The organism is Saccharomonospora piscinae, assembly GCF_005862235.1.
Classification (GTDB): Bacteria; Actinomycetota; Actinomycetes; order Mycobacteriales; family Pseudonocardiaceae; genus Saccharomonospora; species Saccharomonospora piscinae.
Genome location: NZ_VCEK01000003.1, coordinates 1,000,975 through 1,017,712, shown reverse-complemented (window position 1 = coordinate 1,017,712; position 16,738 = coordinate 1,000,975). Strand labels below are relative to the sequence as shown.

At 67.4% G+C, this 16,738-nt stretch carries 16 protein-coding genes; 13 read left to right on the top strand and 3 right to left on the bottom strand.

Annotated elements, in window-relative coordinates; genetic code table 11:
• Positions 1 to 7 precede the first annotated feature (7 nt).
• From FFT09_RS15945 to FFT09_RS15935, 3 genes are all read left to right on the top strand, one after another.
• The gene (locus FFT09_RS15945) at positions 8 to 3,793 is read left to right on the top strand and encodes a DUF6531 domain-containing protein (RefSeq protein WP_138383140.1); all 3,786 of its coding nucleotides are present in this window, start codon (positions 8 to 10) and stop codon (positions 3,791 to 3,793) included.
• The gene (locus FFT09_RS15940; RefSeq protein ID WP_138383139.1) at positions 3,790 to 4,266 is read left to right on the top strand and encodes an SMI1/KNR4 family protein; all 477 of its coding nucleotides are present in this window, start codon (positions 3,790 to 3,792) and stop codon (positions 4,264 to 4,266) included. The genes FFT09_RS15945 and FFT09_RS15940 overlap by 4 nt, the downstream gene beginning before the upstream one ends.
• Positions 4,267 to 4,462: 196 nt before the next feature.
• Entirely contained in the window at positions 4,463 to 4,921 is a 459-nt protein-coding gene (locus FFT09_RS15935; protein ID WP_138383138.1) for a PPOX class F420-dependent oxidoreductase, read from the top strand.
• A gap of 57 nt (positions 4,922 to 4,978) precedes the next feature.
• Here FFT09_RS15935 and FFT09_RS15930 read toward each other — a convergent pair whose 3' ends face one another.
• Complete coding sequence (locus tag FFT09_RS15930) at positions 4,979 to 6,301, bottom strand: DUF1254 domain-containing protein (RefSeq protein ID WP_167305385.1); 1,323 nt, start codon at positions 6,299 to 6,301, stop codon at positions 4,979 to 4,981.
• A gap of 922 nt (positions 6,302 to 7,223) precedes the next feature.
• Between FFT09_RS15930 and FFT09_RS15925 the strand changes: the two genes are divergently transcribed.
• Complete coding sequence (locus FFT09_RS15925) at positions 7,224 to 7,856, top strand: response regulator transcription factor (RefSeq protein ID WP_138383136.1); 633 nt, start codon at positions 7,224 to 7,226, stop codon at positions 7,854 to 7,856.
• Between the two features lie 10 nt (positions 7,857 to 7,866).
• Here the strand turns inward: FFT09_RS15925 and FFT09_RS15920 are convergent, their stop codons facing one another.
• Complete coding sequence (locus FFT09_RS15920) at positions 7,867 to 9,696, bottom strand: ABC transporter ATP-binding protein (protein ID WP_138383135.1); 1,830 nt, start codon at positions 9,694 to 9,696, stop codon at positions 7,867 to 7,869.
• Between the two features lie 86 nt (positions 9,697 to 9,782).
• Entirely contained in the window at positions 9,783 to 10,547 is a 765-nt protein-coding gene (locus tag FFT09_RS15915; protein ID WP_081191124.1) for an SDR family oxidoreductase, read from the bottom strand.
• A gap of 304 nt (positions 10,548 to 10,851) precedes the next feature.
• Here FFT09_RS15915 and FFT09_RS15910 point away from each other — a divergent pair, with 304 nt between their 5' ends.
• From FFT09_RS15910 to FFT09_RS15870, 9 genes are all read left to right on the top strand, one after another.
• A complete protein-coding gene (locus tag FFT09_RS15910; RefSeq protein WP_081191125.1) occupies positions 10,852 to 11,115 on the top strand; it encodes a hypothetical protein in 264 nt (87 codons plus the stop codon).
• Positions 11,116 to 11,217: 102 nt separating this feature from the next.
• The gene (locus FFT09_RS15905; protein ID WP_138383134.1) at positions 11,218 to 11,475 is read left to right on the top strand and encodes a hypothetical protein; all 258 of its coding nucleotides are present in this window, start codon (positions 11,218 to 11,220) and stop codon (positions 11,473 to 11,475) included.
• A gap of 72 nt (positions 11,476 to 11,547) precedes the next feature.
• Complete coding sequence (locus FFT09_RS15900; RefSeq protein WP_138383133.1) at positions 11,548 to 12,420, top strand: hypothetical protein; 873 nt, start codon at positions 11,548 to 11,550, stop codon at positions 12,418 to 12,420.
• The gene (locus tag FFT09_RS15895) at positions 12,417 to 13,301 is read left to right on the top strand and encodes an alpha/beta fold hydrolase (RefSeq protein WP_138383132.1); all 885 of its coding nucleotides are present in this window, start codon (positions 12,417 to 12,419) and stop codon (positions 13,299 to 13,301) included. The genes FFT09_RS15900 and FFT09_RS15895 overlap by 4 nt, the downstream gene beginning before the upstream one ends.
• 1 nt (position 13,302) lies before the next feature.
• Positions 13,303 to 13,869, top strand: coding sequence for a hypothetical protein (locus tag FFT09_RS15890; protein ID WP_244231380.1), 567 nt, complete (start codon positions 13,303 to 13,305; stop codon positions 13,867 to 13,869).
• An 83-nt stretch (positions 13,870 to 13,952) separates the two neighbouring features.
• Positions 13,953 to 14,231, top strand: coding sequence for a hypothetical protein (locus FFT09_RS15885; protein ID WP_138383131.1), 279 nt, complete (start codon positions 13,953 to 13,955; stop codon positions 14,229 to 14,231).
• A gap of 51 nt (positions 14,232 to 14,282) precedes the next feature.
• Positions 14,283 to 15,188 carry a hypothetical protein gene (locus FFT09_RS15880; protein ID WP_244231379.1) on the top strand — a complete coding sequence of 302 codons (906 nt, stop codon included), beginning with the start codon at positions 14,283 to 14,285 and terminating at the stop codon, positions 15,186 to 15,188.
• Positions 15,185 to 16,165 (top strand): alpha/beta fold hydrolase, encoded by a 981-nt coding sequence (locus tag FFT09_RS15875; RefSeq protein ID WP_138383130.1) that lies wholly within the window; start codon positions 15,185 to 15,187, stop codon positions 16,163 to 16,165. Before FFT09_RS15880 ends, FFT09_RS15875 begins: the two co-directional genes overlap by 4 nt.
• A complete protein-coding gene (locus FFT09_RS15870; RefSeq protein WP_081191131.1) occupies positions 16,165 to 16,737 on the top strand; it encodes a hypothetical protein in 573 nt (190 codons plus the stop codon). The genes FFT09_RS15875 and FFT09_RS15870 overlap by 1 nt, the downstream gene beginning before the upstream one ends.
• The last annotated feature ends 1 nt before the right edge of the window (position 16,738 follow it).

Genomic DNA, 16,738 nt, shown 5'->3' with positions numbered 1-16,738 from the left:
GGGATCCGTGGGACCGAAGAAGCCCAGCAGCGGGACCACCAACAACGGCGACGGGGCAAGTCCCGGCAAGCCCTCGCAGAAGGTCGGCAGCATCGACGCGAGCTCCAGCGTCGCCAAGGCCCAGGACGCCACTCACGAGGCGGCGCAAGGAGGCAGGCCCGGCTCCAACGGCCAGAGCACCACGCCCCCGTCCGGCACGACGAATCCTTCGCCAGGCACCCCACCGTCGACAACTCCACCGCGGCCGCGTGACCCGGACGACGGCGTAGAGCCGGACAGCGGGCAGAAGTCCGATGGCAACGATGGTTGCGACGGCACGGGCGGCGACCCCGTCGACGTGGTGTCCGGCCAGATGATCACCAGCGCCGTCGACGTGAACTTGCCCGGTGCCCTGCCACTGGTCCTGCGCAGGGCCTACGCCTCCGGGTACACGGACGGCGCGTTGTTTGGGCCTGGCTGGTCGTCAACGCTCGACCAGCGTCTCGAATTCACGAGGGACGGCATCCGGTATTTGGGGGACGACGCACAGACGTTGGCATATCCCCATCCGGAGAACGAACCGGTGCTGCCTTTCGGCGGCGCGCGCTGGCCGCTGCGGAGGAACGCCGAAATCTACAGCATCGAGGACCCGCAGTCCGGCCTGGTGCGTCACTTCGCACCGGACGAGACGAGGGCCGACCGGTGGTCGCTCGCCGCGCTGACCGACCGCAACGGCAACCGGATCACTTTTACTCCTGGGCAGGTCCGCCACGACAGCGGTTACCTCGTGGCCGTCGAGGGGGTTTCGACTCCGGCCGGTCCGCGCATCGGAGCGTTACGACTGCTCGACGGCTCCGCCGAAGGCGTCCCCCTCGTGCGGTACGACTACGACGATCTCGGACGACTGGTCGCGATCACCGACTCCAGCGGAGTCCCCTACCGCTACGACTACGACGCCGCTGGACGGATCAGCGCATGGACAGACCGCAATGGCTACAGGTACTCCTACGACTACGACGCGAACGGCCGCGTTCTCCACGCCGCCGGTGAAGACGGCGCACTGGCGTCGACGTTCGGCTACGACACCAAGAACCGCGTCACCACCGTCACCAGCGCACTGGGCCACACGACCACGTACCACTACGACCGGTTCGGCCACCTGACCGAAGTGGTCGATCCGCTTGGGAACGCGGACGCCATGGAATACGACCGCTACCACCGGTTGCTGGCGCACACCGATGGGATGGGCAACACGATCCGCTACACACTCGACGACGACGGCGACCCGATCACCGTCGACCAGCCGGACGGATCGAGCCTGACGATCGAGTACGAGAACCGCCGTCCGACCCGCATGGTGGCCGCGGACGGCAGGACCTGGCAGCGCACCTACGACGAACGCGGAAACCTGCTCGCCGTCACCGATCCGATGGGCGGGGTGATCCGCTACAGCTACGACTCGCGCGGGCATCGCATCGCGCGCACCGACCCACTCGGTCGCGTGGAGCGGTACACGACGGATTCGGCAGGGCTGGTCGTTGGTGTCACGTCCGCCGGCGGTGAGACGGTCCGGTTCACGCGGGATGCTTTGGGCCGCATCACGGCTGTCTCCGATCCGCACCGAGGAGTGACCCGACAGGGCTGGACGGTGGAGGGGAAGCAACTGTGGCGTGTGTCCGCGGACGGCGCGCGCGAAGAGTGGTGTTACGACGCCTCGGGCAATCTGGTCGAGTACCGCAACCCGGTCGGACTCACGACGTCGTTCAGCTACGGACCGTTCGGTCTACCGACGTCGCGCACCGAACCCGACGGCGCGAGATACGAGTTCGCCCATGACCACGAGTTACGACTGACGACCGTGACCAACCCGCTCGGTCTGCGATGGCGATACGAGTTCGACGCGGCGGGACGGCTGGTGGCGGAGACCGACTTCAACGACCGGACCCTGCGGTACGGCCACGACGCGGCGGACCGGCTCACGGCGCGTACCAACGGTGCCGGTCAGACCGTGGAGTATTCGCGAGACGTGGTCGGGCGGGTCGTTCGCACGGTGTCCGACGATGGCCGGACCACGACCTTCGCCTACGACGCCGCAGGACGCCCCGTGCGTGCCGCCACCCAGGACAGCGTACTGGAGTACGCCTACGACGCGGTCGGTCGAATCACTGCGGAGACCATCGACGGCCGGACAGTCGAACACACCTACGATCTTGCAGGCCAACGAGTTCGCCGTGTGACGCCCTCCGGTGCGGTCTCGACGTGGACCTACGATGCGCGTGGGCTTCCGGAGACGCTCGCGACCACGGGCGGCGTCCTGTCGTTTCGTCACGATGCCGCCGGGCGAGAAGTCAGCCGTACGTTCGGACACGGCAGTCTGACCCAGTCCTGGGACCCTGCCAACCAACTGATCGGGCAGACGATCTGGGGCCCGGACCGGCACGGTCCGAGGCGAAATCAGACTCGCGGCTACTCCTACCATCCGGACGGCCGCCTGGCGAAGGTCGTCGACCAGCTCGGTGGGACCCGCCTGTTCGACCTCGATCCGGCGGGGCGGGTCACCGCCGTGCGTGCGTCGACGTGGAGAGAGACCTACGCCTACGACCGGTCCGGGAACATCACGGGCGCAAGCTATCCGGCTCCGGACGATTCCGCACAGGGCGCTCGCCAAACGCAGGGGACGCTCGTGAAACAGGCCGGTCGGCTGCGCTACGAGTACGACGCACAGGGTCGTGTGGTGCGGGCTTTCCGGCGCACGTTGTCGGGCCGACGGAGGGAATGGCGGTACGCGTGGGACGCGGAGGACCGGCTCGTGGGTGTGGTCACTCCGGACGGTACGTCGTGGCGGTACCGCTATGACGTGGTCGGTCGGCGAATCGGCAAAACCAGGCTCGGGCCGGATGGCGGTATCGCCGAAGAAGTGGAATTCAGCTGGGACGGTGCCGCGCTGGCCGAGCAACGAGTCGTCACCGGCGCCAGTCGGCAGGCCGTGACATGGGATTACGAGCCCGGAACCTACCGCGCGGCCAGCCAGCTCCATCGGACATGGCGCTCGGGTGCGCTGAGCCAGGAGGAGGTCGACCGCAGGTTCTACGCGATCGTCACCGACCTCGTCGGGACGCCGAGTGAACTGGCCACGCTCGACGGTCGGATCGCGTGGCGGCGGGTCACGACCCTGTGGGGGAACGGGTTCGCGACGGGTGATCCCGGGGTGGACTGTCCGTTGCGGTTCCCCGGCCACTACCGGGACGCCGAGACCGGTCTGCATTACAACACAATGCGGTACTACGACGCGGATGCCGCCGCGTACCTGTCTCCGGATCCGCTGGGGCTGCAGCCTGCGGCGAACCCACACCGGTACGTGGACAACCCGCTGCTGTGGATCGACCCGCTTGGCCTGGCCGCGTTCACGCCACTGCAGCTGGGGACCTCGAAGTTCTGGACGCCGGTCGAGTACAACGGGCAGCGCGTGTACCAGCGCGATGACCTGATCGACCCCGCCTACGTCTCCCCCGAGGACAAGTACGGCAGGACCAACTTGAAGCGGATGATCCAGGGGCTCGCACCGATGGGACCGGACGACAAGCCACTCAACATCCACCACATGTTGCAGAGCCAGGACGGTCCGCTCGCCGAGTTGACCCAGTCGATGCACCTGGCTCAGGGCAACTACACGGGCAGCGGCTCATATAATACGTTGCACTGGAAAGCTGGTACGAGCATCCCGAGCGGCATCGATCGGGATGAGTTCGCCGAATGGAAGAAAGACTACTGGAAAGAACGAGCCAAGGGATTCGGATGGTGTCCTAAGAAATGAGTGGCGTCGATTCGGTCAGGGAACTGGTCGAACTCATCGAGAGCAACCCGGACGAATGCAACTTCACCGGAGGGCTGAGCGAGGAGGACATCACACGCGCCGAAGCTGAGCTGTCGACGACGTTCCCACCGTCCTACCGGCTTTTTATCGCCGAACTGGGAAGTTGCGAGGCCGGCGGTGTGGAGATCATGGGTGTCAACCGCACTCCGAAAGGCGGTGAACGGCTGCGCGGCACGGTGTCGGCAACACTCGAGGCTCGCGAGGACGAGCGTTTCCCGTCGCACCTGCTTGTCATCGAGTACGACGGCATGGGCGGCCTCATCTCGCTGGACAACTCGCAGCGGAACGAGGACGGCGAGTATCCGGTGGTCGCCTGGGATCCGGGTTCCGAGGCCCGTGGGGGCCCCGAACGACGACTCGGCGAGGACTTCGGAACCTACGCACTGCACCGCTGCCGAGTGGGCTTACGCTGAGAGCTTCGCCTCCGCGTGGAACCATCCACGGAGTCGGTCAGCCGTCGGCTGTGCTCATCGCCCGAGCGGAATTCCAGGGCGAGCCGGTCACCGTCGTCGGCCTCGGCGGAACACTCACGCCGAGGCCGGACACACCACGTCCAACGCCCGGTAGAGTCGGCCAACGGAAAGCCACGACCCGAACAGGAATCCCGTCATGCCGCGCATCGCCACCGCCGAACACGTCGACCGTGACACGCTGCTGCAGTTCCTGCGTCCCCGGCACCGGGGTGTGCTGTTCACCACCCGCTCGAACGGCTTTCCGCAGTTGTCACCGGTGACCTGCGGTGTCGACTCCCATGGCCGGATCGTCGTTTCCACCTATCCGCAGCGGGCCAAGGCTCACAACGCCCGCCGGGAACCACGTGTGTCGATCTGTGTCCTCTCCGACGACTGGGATGGTCCGTACGTACAGGTCGACGGCCGCGCCGATGTGCTGGACATGCCGGAAGCACTGGATGGCCTCGTCGAGTACTTCCGATGCATCTCCGGTGAACATCCCGACTGGGACGAGTATCGCGAGGCGATGGCCCGGCAGAACAAGTCGCTGATCCGCATCGAGATCGACCGCTGGGGACCGATCGCCACCGGCGGTTTCCCGCCCCACCTCACGTGAGCTCAACCAACATCCTCGGTGCGGTCTCGTCCGGCTGCCTCGGCTCGCAGGCTACCCCTACCCCGTGCGCCTGATCGGCGGGCACTGCCAGCGCGCGTCGATGGCCTCCGGATGCGGAAGGTACATACGCAGGGCCACGAACCAGATGCCCTGTCGCGGTGTGGGCAACCAGTTGCGTTCCCGGTCCGAGCCCGGTGAGTCGGGTCGCAGGTGGATGGTCAGGCTGCCGTCCGGTTCGGTGATCAGGTCCCGCGCCCGGTCGCCGAGGGAGTAGCGGTCGATCGGATTGGCGATCAGGTTGCGGTCCTCGTCGTAGGCGGTCAGCGACCAGAAGGCGTCCACAGGAGGCAGTTGCCCCGCGTCGAAACGCATCTCGTAGCTGCCCGTCGACAACGTTTCACCCTCCGAGTCCTGGAACGCGACGAGGTACAACGCCTCTTCCGGATCATTCGCGGCGACACCGAACAGTGCCTGCTCGGCGGCCCGCTTCACGAAGTCGTCTCCGAAATGACCCATCTGCGGCGGCGGGTAGCGCCAGCCGTTGATGAGCTTGGCCCAGTCGCCGCTGAGAAGCTGCTGTTCGAGCATGGGCCTGCCCGCGGCAGCGGCGTCGATGAGCCCCTGCTTGACGGAGTCGGGCTGCGCCTCAACGTCGAGGCCGGCACCGACGCCGATCTCCGCGAACTGCCGGAGCAGGATCTCGTGGTGTTCGGGAGGGGGATTCTCCGCAAGCATCGCGTTCAGCGTCTTCCACTGCCCTAGCGGATCCCGCCCGCCATCGACGGTTTCCAACACGTCGCGGCGCTTCGGTACGACGGCATCCTTCGTGCCGAACAGGTGGAGCGGAGTCAGCCGGTACTGGTCCTGGAGTGCGTGGACGGCGGGGAGGTCGTCCCACCCGTCCACGAGGGTCCGGCCGAGCAACAGTATCCAGGGGCTGGGCGAGGTCGCCGTACGACGCACTCCTTCGGGCAGTTCGCCGTCCCAGCCCGGGCCGATCAAGGCGAAGTCACCGGCGTTCGCCCCGGTGGCGCGCCTGCCGACGTAGTCGTAGTTGTCGGACGTGATACCGACAAGTTCGAAGGTGAAGTAGCGGTCGCCCATCTCCGGATGGGAGAGGATGACGGGCTCCGTACTCAGGTCGACCCATCCGCTCGAGTAGAGCGTGTCGTTGTTCGGCGTCAAGCCTTCCTGGTCGGAGGCGTCGAAAAGCGTTCGGCCGCGCCAGAAGTGATTGACGGCGGAATGCATCGCCATCCCCGCGTCGTCCTGGGTCACCCACTTGTAGCGGAGTTCGGCGTTGTAGATGTAGGGGAAGCCGTATACGTAGGCCTGTTCGCCGAGCGTGTAGGCGAACTCGCGGCGCCAGTCGCGACTCACTTCCCGTGTGGGGCGACGGCTCGTGCTCGCGGAAGTCACCATGTGCTCCTCTCAATTCGGCGAGCAGCACGGCACAGCGCCGCAACCGGTGTGGCCTGCGACTATCGACAACGGGTCCACGGCTTGTCACCGATGGGTGGCAGCACGGGCCGTGCTCGATCTGGGCCCTGGAGTGCTCCTCCCTGTCCGGACCCACTCTTCGAGTAGAGCACTGCGGGCAGGGCCCGGCAACCGGCCCCGGCCCGTCACCGCACCGCGCATCAGCCGACCCGTATGATCTTCGCGAGATCTTCGTGATCTCGAACGGCGCCCGCGAATCGATTCCTCGACTATTCTCCTAGCTGCTCGGACCGAGGGTGTCGAGCACATTCCAGGCGGACAACCCGCGAGCCGTTGTCGACGCGCGGAGGATATCCGGTGAGTAGCGTCTCGGTAGCAGCCGCGGCGGCGATCGCGCGGCATCGAGCCCGGCTGCCCACCGTCGGCGACCCGCATCGACGAACGGCAATCCGGCCCCCACAAACGGGATCAGCGCAGGACAGCACCGCCCCCGACGTCGCAAACACGCCACCCAGCGGCTATCACCAGGTACTCCATTCAGCGCAGCCACCGGTATCACAATTGTCACGCGCATCGATTCACGCCCGATATGTGAGGTTGTTGCTGTCACCCGTTGGGGCTACTATCCGCCTGTCGAGTGAAACGCAGAGTGGCATGCGAATCATTCGGCAGCAGGCCGTGAACTGGCGCGGTGCCACCCGCGCCGACGACGCACCGAGATGGGCCTGTCGCACTGCGGGGGAGACGGCGGCTCGATGACGTGCATTCACGAGAAAGAAGAGCACACTTGGTGATCGCCCTGGGAATAATCAGTGAAACATCGGACAGATCCTTGGAGCCGTTCTTCTCCTGGTTTCACGCGATGGATCTCGGTCGGTTCAACATCTCGATCAGTCAGGTCGCACCCACGGTGGAGGCCGCGGCCAGGAACCTTTCACCGGACCGGCCGGACGCCTGGCTGATGCGCAACCAGGTCGCCTCGAATCTTCACGCCCTGCACGAGCTGTGGGGCGGTTCGGTACCGGCAGGTCTGCCTCGACAGGTCGTGGCGGTGTGTGACAACACCATCGACGATATCGGCCAGGCGCTGTCCCGCCGGGTCTCCGCGGTGGTGCTGGCCAACGACTCGCCGTGGGAGATCATCGGCGCCGTGCACGCGGCGGCCTCGCGCCAGTTGTTCGTCTCCTCGCAGATCCTGCACCAGTATCGCGAACAGCTGGTCGAGGTCATCTCGGCGCCGCCCTCCCGGCGGCTGGAGGGACTCACCGGACGAGAACACGAGGTGCTGGTCTGCCTCGCGGAGGGCAAATCCAACGCCCGCATCGCGCAGGAGCTGTTCATCAGCCGAGCGACCGTGGGCTCGCACGTCCTGAGTATCCTGCGCAAGCTGGAGGCCGCCAACCGCACCGAGGCCGCCGCGCTGGCGCACAAGTTCGGGCTGGTGGACTACCACCGGCGGGAGACCTCGGCCCTGCCGGAGGTGCGACAGGCCTGACGCGGCAGCATCACACCGGCAGGCCGTGGGCAGCTTGCTCACCCTGGAACTGGATCGCGTTCAACCGCTGGTAAAGCTCGCTGGTCCGCAGCAGCTCGTGGTGGGTGCCGACAGCGCCGACGGCGCCCGCCTCCATGACGACGATCCGGTCCGCGTCGACCACCGTCGACATCCGGTGCGCCACACTGATCACCGTGCATTCGCTCGCGATCGAACGCAGCGTGGTGCGCAGGGCCAGTTCCGAGTCCGAATCCAGGTTCGAGGTCGCCTCGTCGAGCAGCAACACGGCAGGCCGCCGGATGAGCATCCGTGCGATCGCGAGGCGCTGCCGCTGCCCACCGGAGAGTCCGGCCCCGTTCTCCCCGATCTCGGTGTGTATTCCCCTCGGCAGCGAGCGCACGACCTCGTCCAGCCCGGCGAGCCGGAGCGCGCGATCGATCTCGTCGGCGTTCGCGTGCTGCTCGCCGTAGACGAGGTTGTCGCCGATCGTGCCGCGCAGGGTCGCACTCTCCTGCTGCACATAGCCGACGCGACCGCGCAGCCGATGCACCGGGATGGAGGCGATGTTCTCGCCATCGAGCAGAATCCGCCCGTCCGACACCGGGTACAGCCGCATCAGCAGTTGCAGCAACGTCGTCTTGCCGGAACCGGAGGGGCCGACGATCGCCGTCAGCCCGCGCGCGGGCACGGTGAACGAGACGCCGCGCAGCGTGGGCTCGTCGGGTCCGTACGCGAACCGGACGCGATCGAACGCCACGCCGGCTCCGTTGCCGACGACGGCCTCCGGCTCCACCGAATCCTCAGTGGACTCAATAAACTCTGTGGACTCAGTGAACTCGGTGGACTCGCGCTCGGACGTGCTCGCGGGCGTCGGCGGGAGCACAACGGACGGCTCCTGATCGATGTCGGCGAGTTCGTTGATGCGCCCGATCGCCGCCCTGCCCTGCTGGAGCTGACCGATGCTCATGAAGAGCATGACCAGTGGCGACACGAGGTAGAAGAGATACATGATGAACGACGTGAGCTCGGCCGGGCCCAACGAGCCGGTGGCCACGCGGCCCATCCCGGTGATGATCACTGCCGCGAGCGAGGCCTGAAGCCCGATGCCCATCGTGGGCGAGAGCATGGCGCTCAGCGCGCTGACCCTGACGCCGGATCGGCGGGCCGACACGGCAAGCCCGCCGATCCGGTTGCCTTCGAGCCGCTCCGCGCGGCACGCTTTGACGGTGTTCAGTGCGCCGATCGCACGGTGCAGGTCGGCGCCGAGGTCACCGACGATCGTCCGGTTGCGGACGGCGGCTTTGCGCAGCTTCCGTGCCAGCACCAGTGCGACCAGACTGGCCACGGCCATGCAGGCCACGGTGACGCCGAGCAGGAGTGGGTCGATCACGAACATCAGCACCACGCTGCCGAGCACCATGAACGAGTCGACGATGATGCTGGCGGTGCTCTGCGCCAAGGCGATCTTGAGCAGCGACGTGTCCGTGACGATCCGCGCCTGGATGTCCCCGTGCCGCCACCGGCTGAACGCGCGGACATCGGCGTGGAGCACCCGCTCGATCAAGGCCGTGCGGGTGTCGTACACGATGCGCTCGCCGGTGCGGCCCATGAGATAGGCCTGCGCCGTCGTCAGCGCGGCGTCGGCGACGAACAGCCCGACCACGATCAGAATGGGGACCAGCAGCGGCACGTTCGTGCCGACGGCCGCGATGAGCTCGCCGATCATCGCGGGCTGCGCGAGTCCGGCGACCGCGGCGAGCAGGCCGAGCACCACCGCGCCGCCCACCTTCGGCAGGTGTTGTCGCGTGATGGCGCCCACCAGACTGCGGTCAGGGTTCATGTCGTCGAATCTAGGTCGGCCGGGCGGGTGGCCGAATCAATCAGCGGGCTGAGATTCGCGCTGCCGGTCAGTACTTCTGTGCTTGTTCAGACCAGTCCGCCGTCGGCCCTGATGTTCTGGCCGGTCAACCACGAGGCGTCCGGCCCGGCGAGGAACGCGACGACCGAGGCGATGTCGTCCGGCCGACCGAGGCGGCCGAGCGGAGTGATGCGCGGGAGGGTGTCCAGCACCGCCTGCGTACCGTTCTGTCGCAACAGATCCGTCTCGGTGATGCCGGGCGACACCGTGTTGACCGTGATGCCGCGCGCACCGAGCTCGCGGCTGGCGGCCCGGGCGAACTGCTCGGTCGCCGCCTTGCTGGCCGCGTAGATCGCTTCGCCGGGGCCCGTGTTGACGGTGTTCACCGTGGACACGTTGATGATCCGCCCACCGGGGCGCAACCGCCGCGCGGCGTGGTGCATCGCGAGGAAGGTGCCCCGCGCGTTCACGGCCATCGTACGGTCGTAGTCCTCCACCGTCGCCGACTCGATTGCCTGCGGCACGGCGATTCCCGCGTTGTTCACGAGAATGTCGAGGCCGGCCGTTTCCTCGGCGAAGTGCCGGTCGGCTCGCGTGAACAGCTGCTCGATCGCCTCGGGATCGGCTTGGTCGGCCCGCACCGCCCACGCGCGCCCGCCGGACGCTTCAACCTCCTCCACCATGGTGCGAGCGGCCACGTCGTTGTCCCGGTAGCTGAACACCACGGCAGCACCGTCCCGGGCCAGTCGCCGCACGATCGCGGCACCGATGCCGCGTGAGCCGCCGGTGACCAGCGCGGCTTTCCCCGCGAGCGTCCCCTCCCCCGCCGTCACCGCGAGGACCGCTCCGCGGAGGTGTTCTTTTCCCCGGCAGTGCGGCACAGGGCGAGCAGCGCGGTGGCGACGCCGGTGAGCACGAGCAGCTTCTTCACGGGCCGGCTCCCTCTCGAAATCCGTGCGATGTGCTGTGGCCAGGAAACCGGAGGAAGAGGCCGAGGGACAACCGTGCGAGTACCGGTCTCGCGGGCCGTTGATATCAGTTTTCTTGTGGATGCCCTGCCTTGGCCCGGTGCTTACGTTGCCGTTGGACGACCATCGACTGGTCGCCGGGTCAGTCATCCACGAAGGAGGAACCTCCATGTCCGTTATCGCGGCATTCGCCAACAGCAAGGCCGACCACGGCCTCGCACCGCTCGAAGCAAGCCCGGTCTACACACCGGTGTTCTGCACGACCTCGACCACGACCGCGACGCTGGCCGGAACCGTCGGCATGGTCTTCACCGCAGGCATCATCAGTGATGCCTGCGAGAGCGTCCACTCCAGCGACGTCTCGTCGGCTGGTCTGCCCGCCCACGGCTCGGCGCAGGACCTGCTCAACTTCCGCGCCGGTTCGATCGGCTGACAGTGCGCCGTCCCGGTGGTGCCTGGCATGTCCGTCATCGCACCACCGGGTCGGCCCCCACACATCAGTGAGGGGCCAGTCATCCACCAAGGAGGAAGTTTCATGTCCGCTGCCGCGGCATTCGCCAACAGCAAGGCCGGCCAAGGCCTCGCACCGCTTGAAGCAAATCAGGTCTACGCACCGGTGCTCTGCACGGCCACGACCTTGACCACGACCACCGCCACCTGCACGGTGTTCGCCACGGGCAGCATCGGTGATGCTGGCGAGAGCGTCCACTCCAGCGACGTCTCGTCGGCTGGTCTGCCCGCCCACGGCTCGGCGGAAGAGCTGCTCAACTTCCGCGCCGGTTCGATTGGTTGACAGTGCGCTACCCGGATTCGCCTGGCATGTCGCACCACCCGATCGGCGCCGCGCACACCAGTGAGGGGCATCATGCCTGACGTTGCGAAGGCCGTCGTGCCGCATTCCGGCAGCACCGACGCCGCCGAGATCGATGCGGTCCTGCGCCGGGTCGAGCGGCTCGCCGCCGTGGGCGCCGGAGTGTCCTCCATGGAGGCTCTGACCGCCATCCGCGACTTCGACCGCGGCTCACTGCTGAACTGGCAGGTGGCGCGAACGCGCTTTCCGTGGATGGTCGGCCGCGCGGGGCGCGTGCTCGACGTCGTGTTCGACAAGGAAGGACTGCGCGTACTGCACGGGCTTCGCCTGCTCTCGGCGGGTACCGTCCTCGCTGGTCGCAAGCCTCGCAGGAGTAAACGTGCCGCGAAAGCCTACCTCGCGGGCTCCAGCCACGCGATGCGCCTGCGCTCACCATACGGCTCGGACGGTTCGGAAGTCCTGCTGAGCCTCACGCTCACCGCGCTGACCCTGGCCGATCTGGCCGGGTCGGACACTCGCGCCAGGAAAGCCTGTCTGTGGTTCATCGCCGCGCAATCCTGCCTGTCGTACGGGATCGCGGGCTCCGCCAAGGCGATCTCCCCCGTGTGGCGGGACGGTTCGGCGATTCGCGACATCTTCCGTACCCGGATCTTCGGTCAGGACGATCTCTTCCGGTTCCTGCGGGACAAGCCTCGCCTCAACCGGGCGATCGGGTGGGCGACCATCGGCGGCGAGGCGCTGTTTCCCCTGGTACTGCTGGCGCCCAAACCGCTCGCACGCGCTCTGCTTGCCGTCGGCCTGTGCTTCCACACGGGCAACGCCGTCGCGATGGGACTGAACCGGTTCGTGTGGGCCTTCGTCAGCACCTACCCGGCCATCGAGTACTGCGCTCGCGGGCTCGGCCGTCAAGAACGGACCGGATCATGACCGCCGGCATGTCCCCAAGCATGTCACCGAGCACGTCGCCGAGGCCGGTCGAGGCCGGTGGGCGGCGGCTGCGAGCACTCGTGCAGGGGGTTTCCGGCGACCTCCCGACCGTCGTGTTCCTGAGCACGCTCGGGTGCCCGCTGGAGGTGTGGACCCGGGTGCGGCAGGCGGTGGCCGAGCACACGATGACGATCAGCTACGACCGTGGCAACGTGCGCTGGAACGGGCGGGAGGCGACGGTGCCACGCCGGGCCGACGAGCTCGAAGACCTGCTGACGGCATTGCGGGTCGACGGTCCGGTCGTGCTCGTCGGGCACGCCTACGGTGCACTCGTCGCCGAGGAGTTCGCGCGCACGCGCACCGACCGGGTGGCCGGCATGGTGCTCGCCGACGCGTGGCGCTCCGACGAGCTGCTGCGCCTGGTACACCAGCGCAGGGCGATGGCCTACCTGGAGACACAACTGCAGCGCAGCCTGCTGATGACCCTCGCCCGGCCGGGCAAGCACGCGCGCTTCGTGGCGTTCGACGCGCTGCCCGACGAGCAACGTCAGGCGGCGTACCGGTATCTGCAGCGGCCGCTGCACTGGCGGACGGCGCTCGCGGAGTTGGTGGCGTGGAAGCACTCCCGGCCCGCCGCGCCGGATGCCTGGCCGCCGCACCGGGTTCCGGTTCTGGTCGTCGTGTCGCAACCGCATGTCGAGCACGACCAGGCCAGGCTGCGGATGCAGCAGGAGCTCGCGGCCTCCTCGACCCGATCCGGGCTGATGGTGATCCCGGAGGCGACGAACCTGGAACTCGTGACCGACGGCCGGTTCAGCCCGCACGTCGCTGGCGCGGTGGTGCAGGCGCTCGGCAAGGACCTCGTAGCAGAAGGAGCGTGACGTGCGGGGACAGCGGAAGGCTGCGCGCGCGGCGGTGTACACGGTACTCGGCGGCTGGCTGGCGCTGAGTGTGGCGGGCCAGAAACTGTTCCGCGACGCGGATCGGCGCAGCGCGTGGGACAAGCTGTACCTGCTGATTCCGGACTGGCGCTTCTTCGCCCCTCATCCGGGAATCCACGACTACCATTTGCTGTACCGGGACGAGCTCGCCGACGGTTCGCTGGCGCCGTGGAAGGAAATCTCCTCGGTGGAGGAGAGAAAACTGACGCACGCGTTCTGGCATCCACATCGGCGTGTCGAGAAATGCGTCTTCGACATCGCGAAGGAACTCTCGAGGTTCGTCGAGGAGTGCCACGCGGACCCGGAAAGACCGATCGAGTCGGTGCAGGTCAGCGTTCCGTACCTGACGGTACTCGCGCATGTCGCCGAGCAGGAGCACGCCGGGACGGCCGCCCGAACACAGTTTCTGGTGTCCACCTCGGCAGGCTACGACGAGCACGAAGAACCTCGTGCCATATTCCTATCGGCCTTTCATCCTGTCGAACGGCCCACGGACTCAGTGGTTTGACTGATGTGACCGCGGCGGCGCCTCGAATACGGTGATGGCGTTTCCCTCTCCGTGGGGGTTCCATGAGAAGTCAGGAGGACTGGATGAACAAGGTCGAGCAGGCCGCTCAGGCGGCACAGGCCGGACACGAGGGCCAGCTGCTTCCGTTGCGGCGCGACGAGCCGGCAGCTCCGGCGCTGAGCGCTGCCTGGGTCGCCGCGACCGCGGGTGTCACCTTGGCCGCAACCGCGGTCTTTCAGGCGGGCAACGCGGTGACCGACTACGTCGGCAACCACACCAACCCGGAGATCAACCCGGAGGCGCTGAGCGGCAAGTCCGGCACGGAACTGCTGAGCATCCGCCAGAACGGTGTCCGTCGCTGATCGCGAGATGCGAACGGTACCGGCTCACGCGGGGACCACAGTGTCACTCGCGTGGGCCGGTCACCGGTCCACCACTGGCACGAGACGAACTGGGAACAATCGATGGTGATGAAGCACATCACGGCCCGGCGGCGACCGGTCGACGACATCGACCGCGCGTTCAGCAGGGTCGAGCGGTTGACGGCGGTCGGCTCCACGATCGGCGCACTGGAACAGCTCGTCCAACGTCGCAAGTACGACGACAACGGGTTGCTCAGCTGGCCGGTGAACCGCACGAGACTTCCCGGTTCGCACCGGCGGTACTACAGACACCTCGACAGGCTGCTGTCCCATCCACAGTTCGTCCACGTCATGCGGGCCCGCCTCATCAGCGGGCTCGGTCTGCTGACGGGGGGAAACCGTCGCACGAGGGCGGTGGCCTTGGCCGGCATGACCGGCACCGGAGCCGCGATCAACGTGCGCAGCAACTACGGTCTCGACGGATCGGACCACTTCGCCTTCATCAACTACGCGGTCGCGACGCTCGAGAAGCTGTTCCCGAACGACCGCCAGGCCCGCGAGTACGCGCTCGCCTTCATCGCCTTCCAGAGCTGCCTGTCGTACTTCACGTCGGGCAGCGTCAAGCTGACGTCGCCGGTGTGGCGCAGCGGCGAGGCACTCACCGGCATCTTCCGTACCCAGACCTACGGTGACAAGTTCCTCTACGACCTCATCAAGGACCGCCCGGGCTTCACGAAACTGATGGCATGGTCGGTGATGCTCGCGGAGGCTGCGTTCCCACTGGTCCTGCTGATGCCGAAGCCGATCGCACGGCTGTTCTTCCTCAGCGGGATGCTCTTCCACGTCAGCAACGCGAAGTTCATGGGACTCAACCGGTTCTTCTGGTCGTTCGTGGCGACCTACCCGGCCGTCTCGTACTTCACGCGCGACGCGATCCGGGAACGGGCCGGGACATGACCACACGTCTCGCGCGCGGGCTCGGCATCGGCGCGTCAGCGATCGCCGCGGGCGCGACCGTGGCCGCCGTTGGTGCCACGGCACTGTCCCGGCTGAGCCGGCCGTCCGGCGAACCGGGCGTCCTGACCAACGTGAACGGCCTGCCACTCCACGCACTGATCCATCGCGGCGACGGCCCGACCGTGGTGTTCGAGAACGGACTGGCGTGCGCCTGCACGGAATGGTCCTGGGTGCTGCGCGATATCGCCGACCGGTACAGCTACCTGGCCGCCGACCGCCCCGGCTGTGGCTGGAGCGGCGACGACGGCAGGCGCCGGTCGGCACGCGAGATCAACGAGCTCACCGCCCAGCTGCTAACCCAGCACGACCTGCCCGCGCCCTACGTCCTGATCGGGCACTCGATCGGCGGGCTGCTGGCGATGTCGTTCGCGGCGGCAGGGTCGCACGACATCGCGGGCCTGGTTCTCGTCGACTCCTCACATCCCGATCAGCTCGTCAGATCCTCCGCGCAACGCGACGCGATGCCGATGGCCGAGCACGCCATGGGCTCACTGTTCTGGCGCACGCTCTCCGGCCGGAAGCCGTCGCGCGTGGCCGTGTCGGACCTCGACGACCTGCCGGAGCACGAGGCCGCGCGCGGTCATCGACTGATGGAACGACCGGCACCGTGGCGTGCGGCGGTACGCGAGATCAGGACCTTCGACGCCTGGTGCGAGGAACTCCGCACGGCGACGCTGCCGAGATCACTGCCGATCGCCGTGGTCACGGCGGGAAAGACGGATGTCGGCGACAGCAAGCACGGTGAGCTCCAGGCCGACCTGGCGGCGGCATCGGACGTCAGCAGGCACGTGGTGCTGGCGGAGGCCGACCACGACAACATCGTGATGCGCGCGGACCACGCGGCCGAGGTCGGTGCCGCGATCGACTGGACGGTGTCGCACAGCACGGCACAAGCACGGAAGGCGAGGAGTGCGTGATGGGACGCGGTTACGGGCGCACCGCGGGCCGCTGGGGCCTGTACGGGCTGCTGGCGGGCTGGGCGGGCCTGACGGTCTTCCAGCAGCTGGACAAACCACACTGGATCCAGACCAAGGTCGACCCCACGGCGATGGGCATCCCGAACTGGCGCTTCTTCGCGCCGACACCGGGCAGGCACGACTTCAACCTCCTGTACCGCAGCACCCTCGCCGACGGTGCGCTCACCGAGTGGCGGGAGCACTCGGTCGGTGTCCAGCGCCGGGCCCTGCAGATGGTGTGGCACCCGGGAAGGCGGCTGGAGAAGGCGCTGTTCGACGCGATCTCCCAGCTCTTCCAGCTCGCCGACCGGTTCGACGATCCGCGCCGGATGCAGCTCACGGTGCCGTACCTCGCGTTGCTGAACTTCGTCACCCACGAGGTCGAGCACCACGCCGACGCCGTCGAGGTGCAGTTCATGATCGGGCAGTCGGCGGGGCACGAACCCGACGTGGAACCGAAGATGCTGTTCCTGTCGGAATGGCACAAGCTCGCCGGGGCGGCCGGGATCGCTCCGACAACCGTGGCGGCGTAGT

Excerpts from the sequence above, each read along its gene's own strand:
- FFT09_RS15925 (WP_138383136.1), top strand. The coding sequence starts at position 7,224 with ATGGATCTCGGTCGGTTCAACATCTCGATCAGTCAGGTCGCACCCACG.
- FFT09_RS15895 (WP_138383132.1), top strand. The coding sequence starts at position 12,417 with ATGACCGCCGGCATGTCCCCAAGCATGTCACCGAGCACGTCGCCGAGG.
- FFT09_RS15935 (WP_138383138.1), top strand. The coding sequence starts at position 4,463 with ATGCCGCGCATCGCCACCGCCGAACACGTCGACCGTGACACGCTGCTG.
- FFT09_RS15940 (WP_138383139.1), top strand. The coding sequence starts at position 3,790 with ATGAGTGGCGTCGATTCGGTCAGGGAACTGGTCGAACTCATCGAGAGC.
- FFT09_RS15905 (WP_138383134.1), top strand. The coding sequence starts at position 11,218 with ATGTCCGCTGCCGCGGCATTCGCCAACAGCAAGGCCGGCCAAGGCCTC.
- FFT09_RS15885 (WP_138383131.1), top strand. The coding sequence starts at position 13,953 with ATGAACAAGGTCGAGCAGGCCGCTCAGGCGGCACAGGCCGGACACGAG.
- FFT09_RS15900 (WP_138383133.1), top strand. The coding sequence starts at position 11,548 with ATGCCTGACGTTGCGAAGGCCGTCGTGCCGCATTCCGGCAGCACCGAC.
- FFT09_RS15910 (WP_081191125.1), top strand. The coding sequence starts at position 10,852 with ATGTCCGTTATCGCGGCATTCGCCAACAGCAAGGCCGACCACGGCCTC.
- FFT09_RS15920 (WP_138383135.1), bottom strand. The coding sequence starts at position 9,696 with ATGAACCCTGACCGCAGTCTGGTGGGCGCCATCACGCGACAACACCTG.
- FFT09_RS15875 (WP_138383130.1), top strand. The coding sequence starts at position 15,185 with ATGACCACACGTCTCGCGCGCGGGCTCGGCATCGGCGCGTCAGCGATC.
- FFT09_RS15870 (WP_081191131.1), top strand. The coding sequence starts at position 16,165 with ATGGGACGCGGTTACGGGCGCACCGCGGGCCGCTGGGGCCTGTACGGG.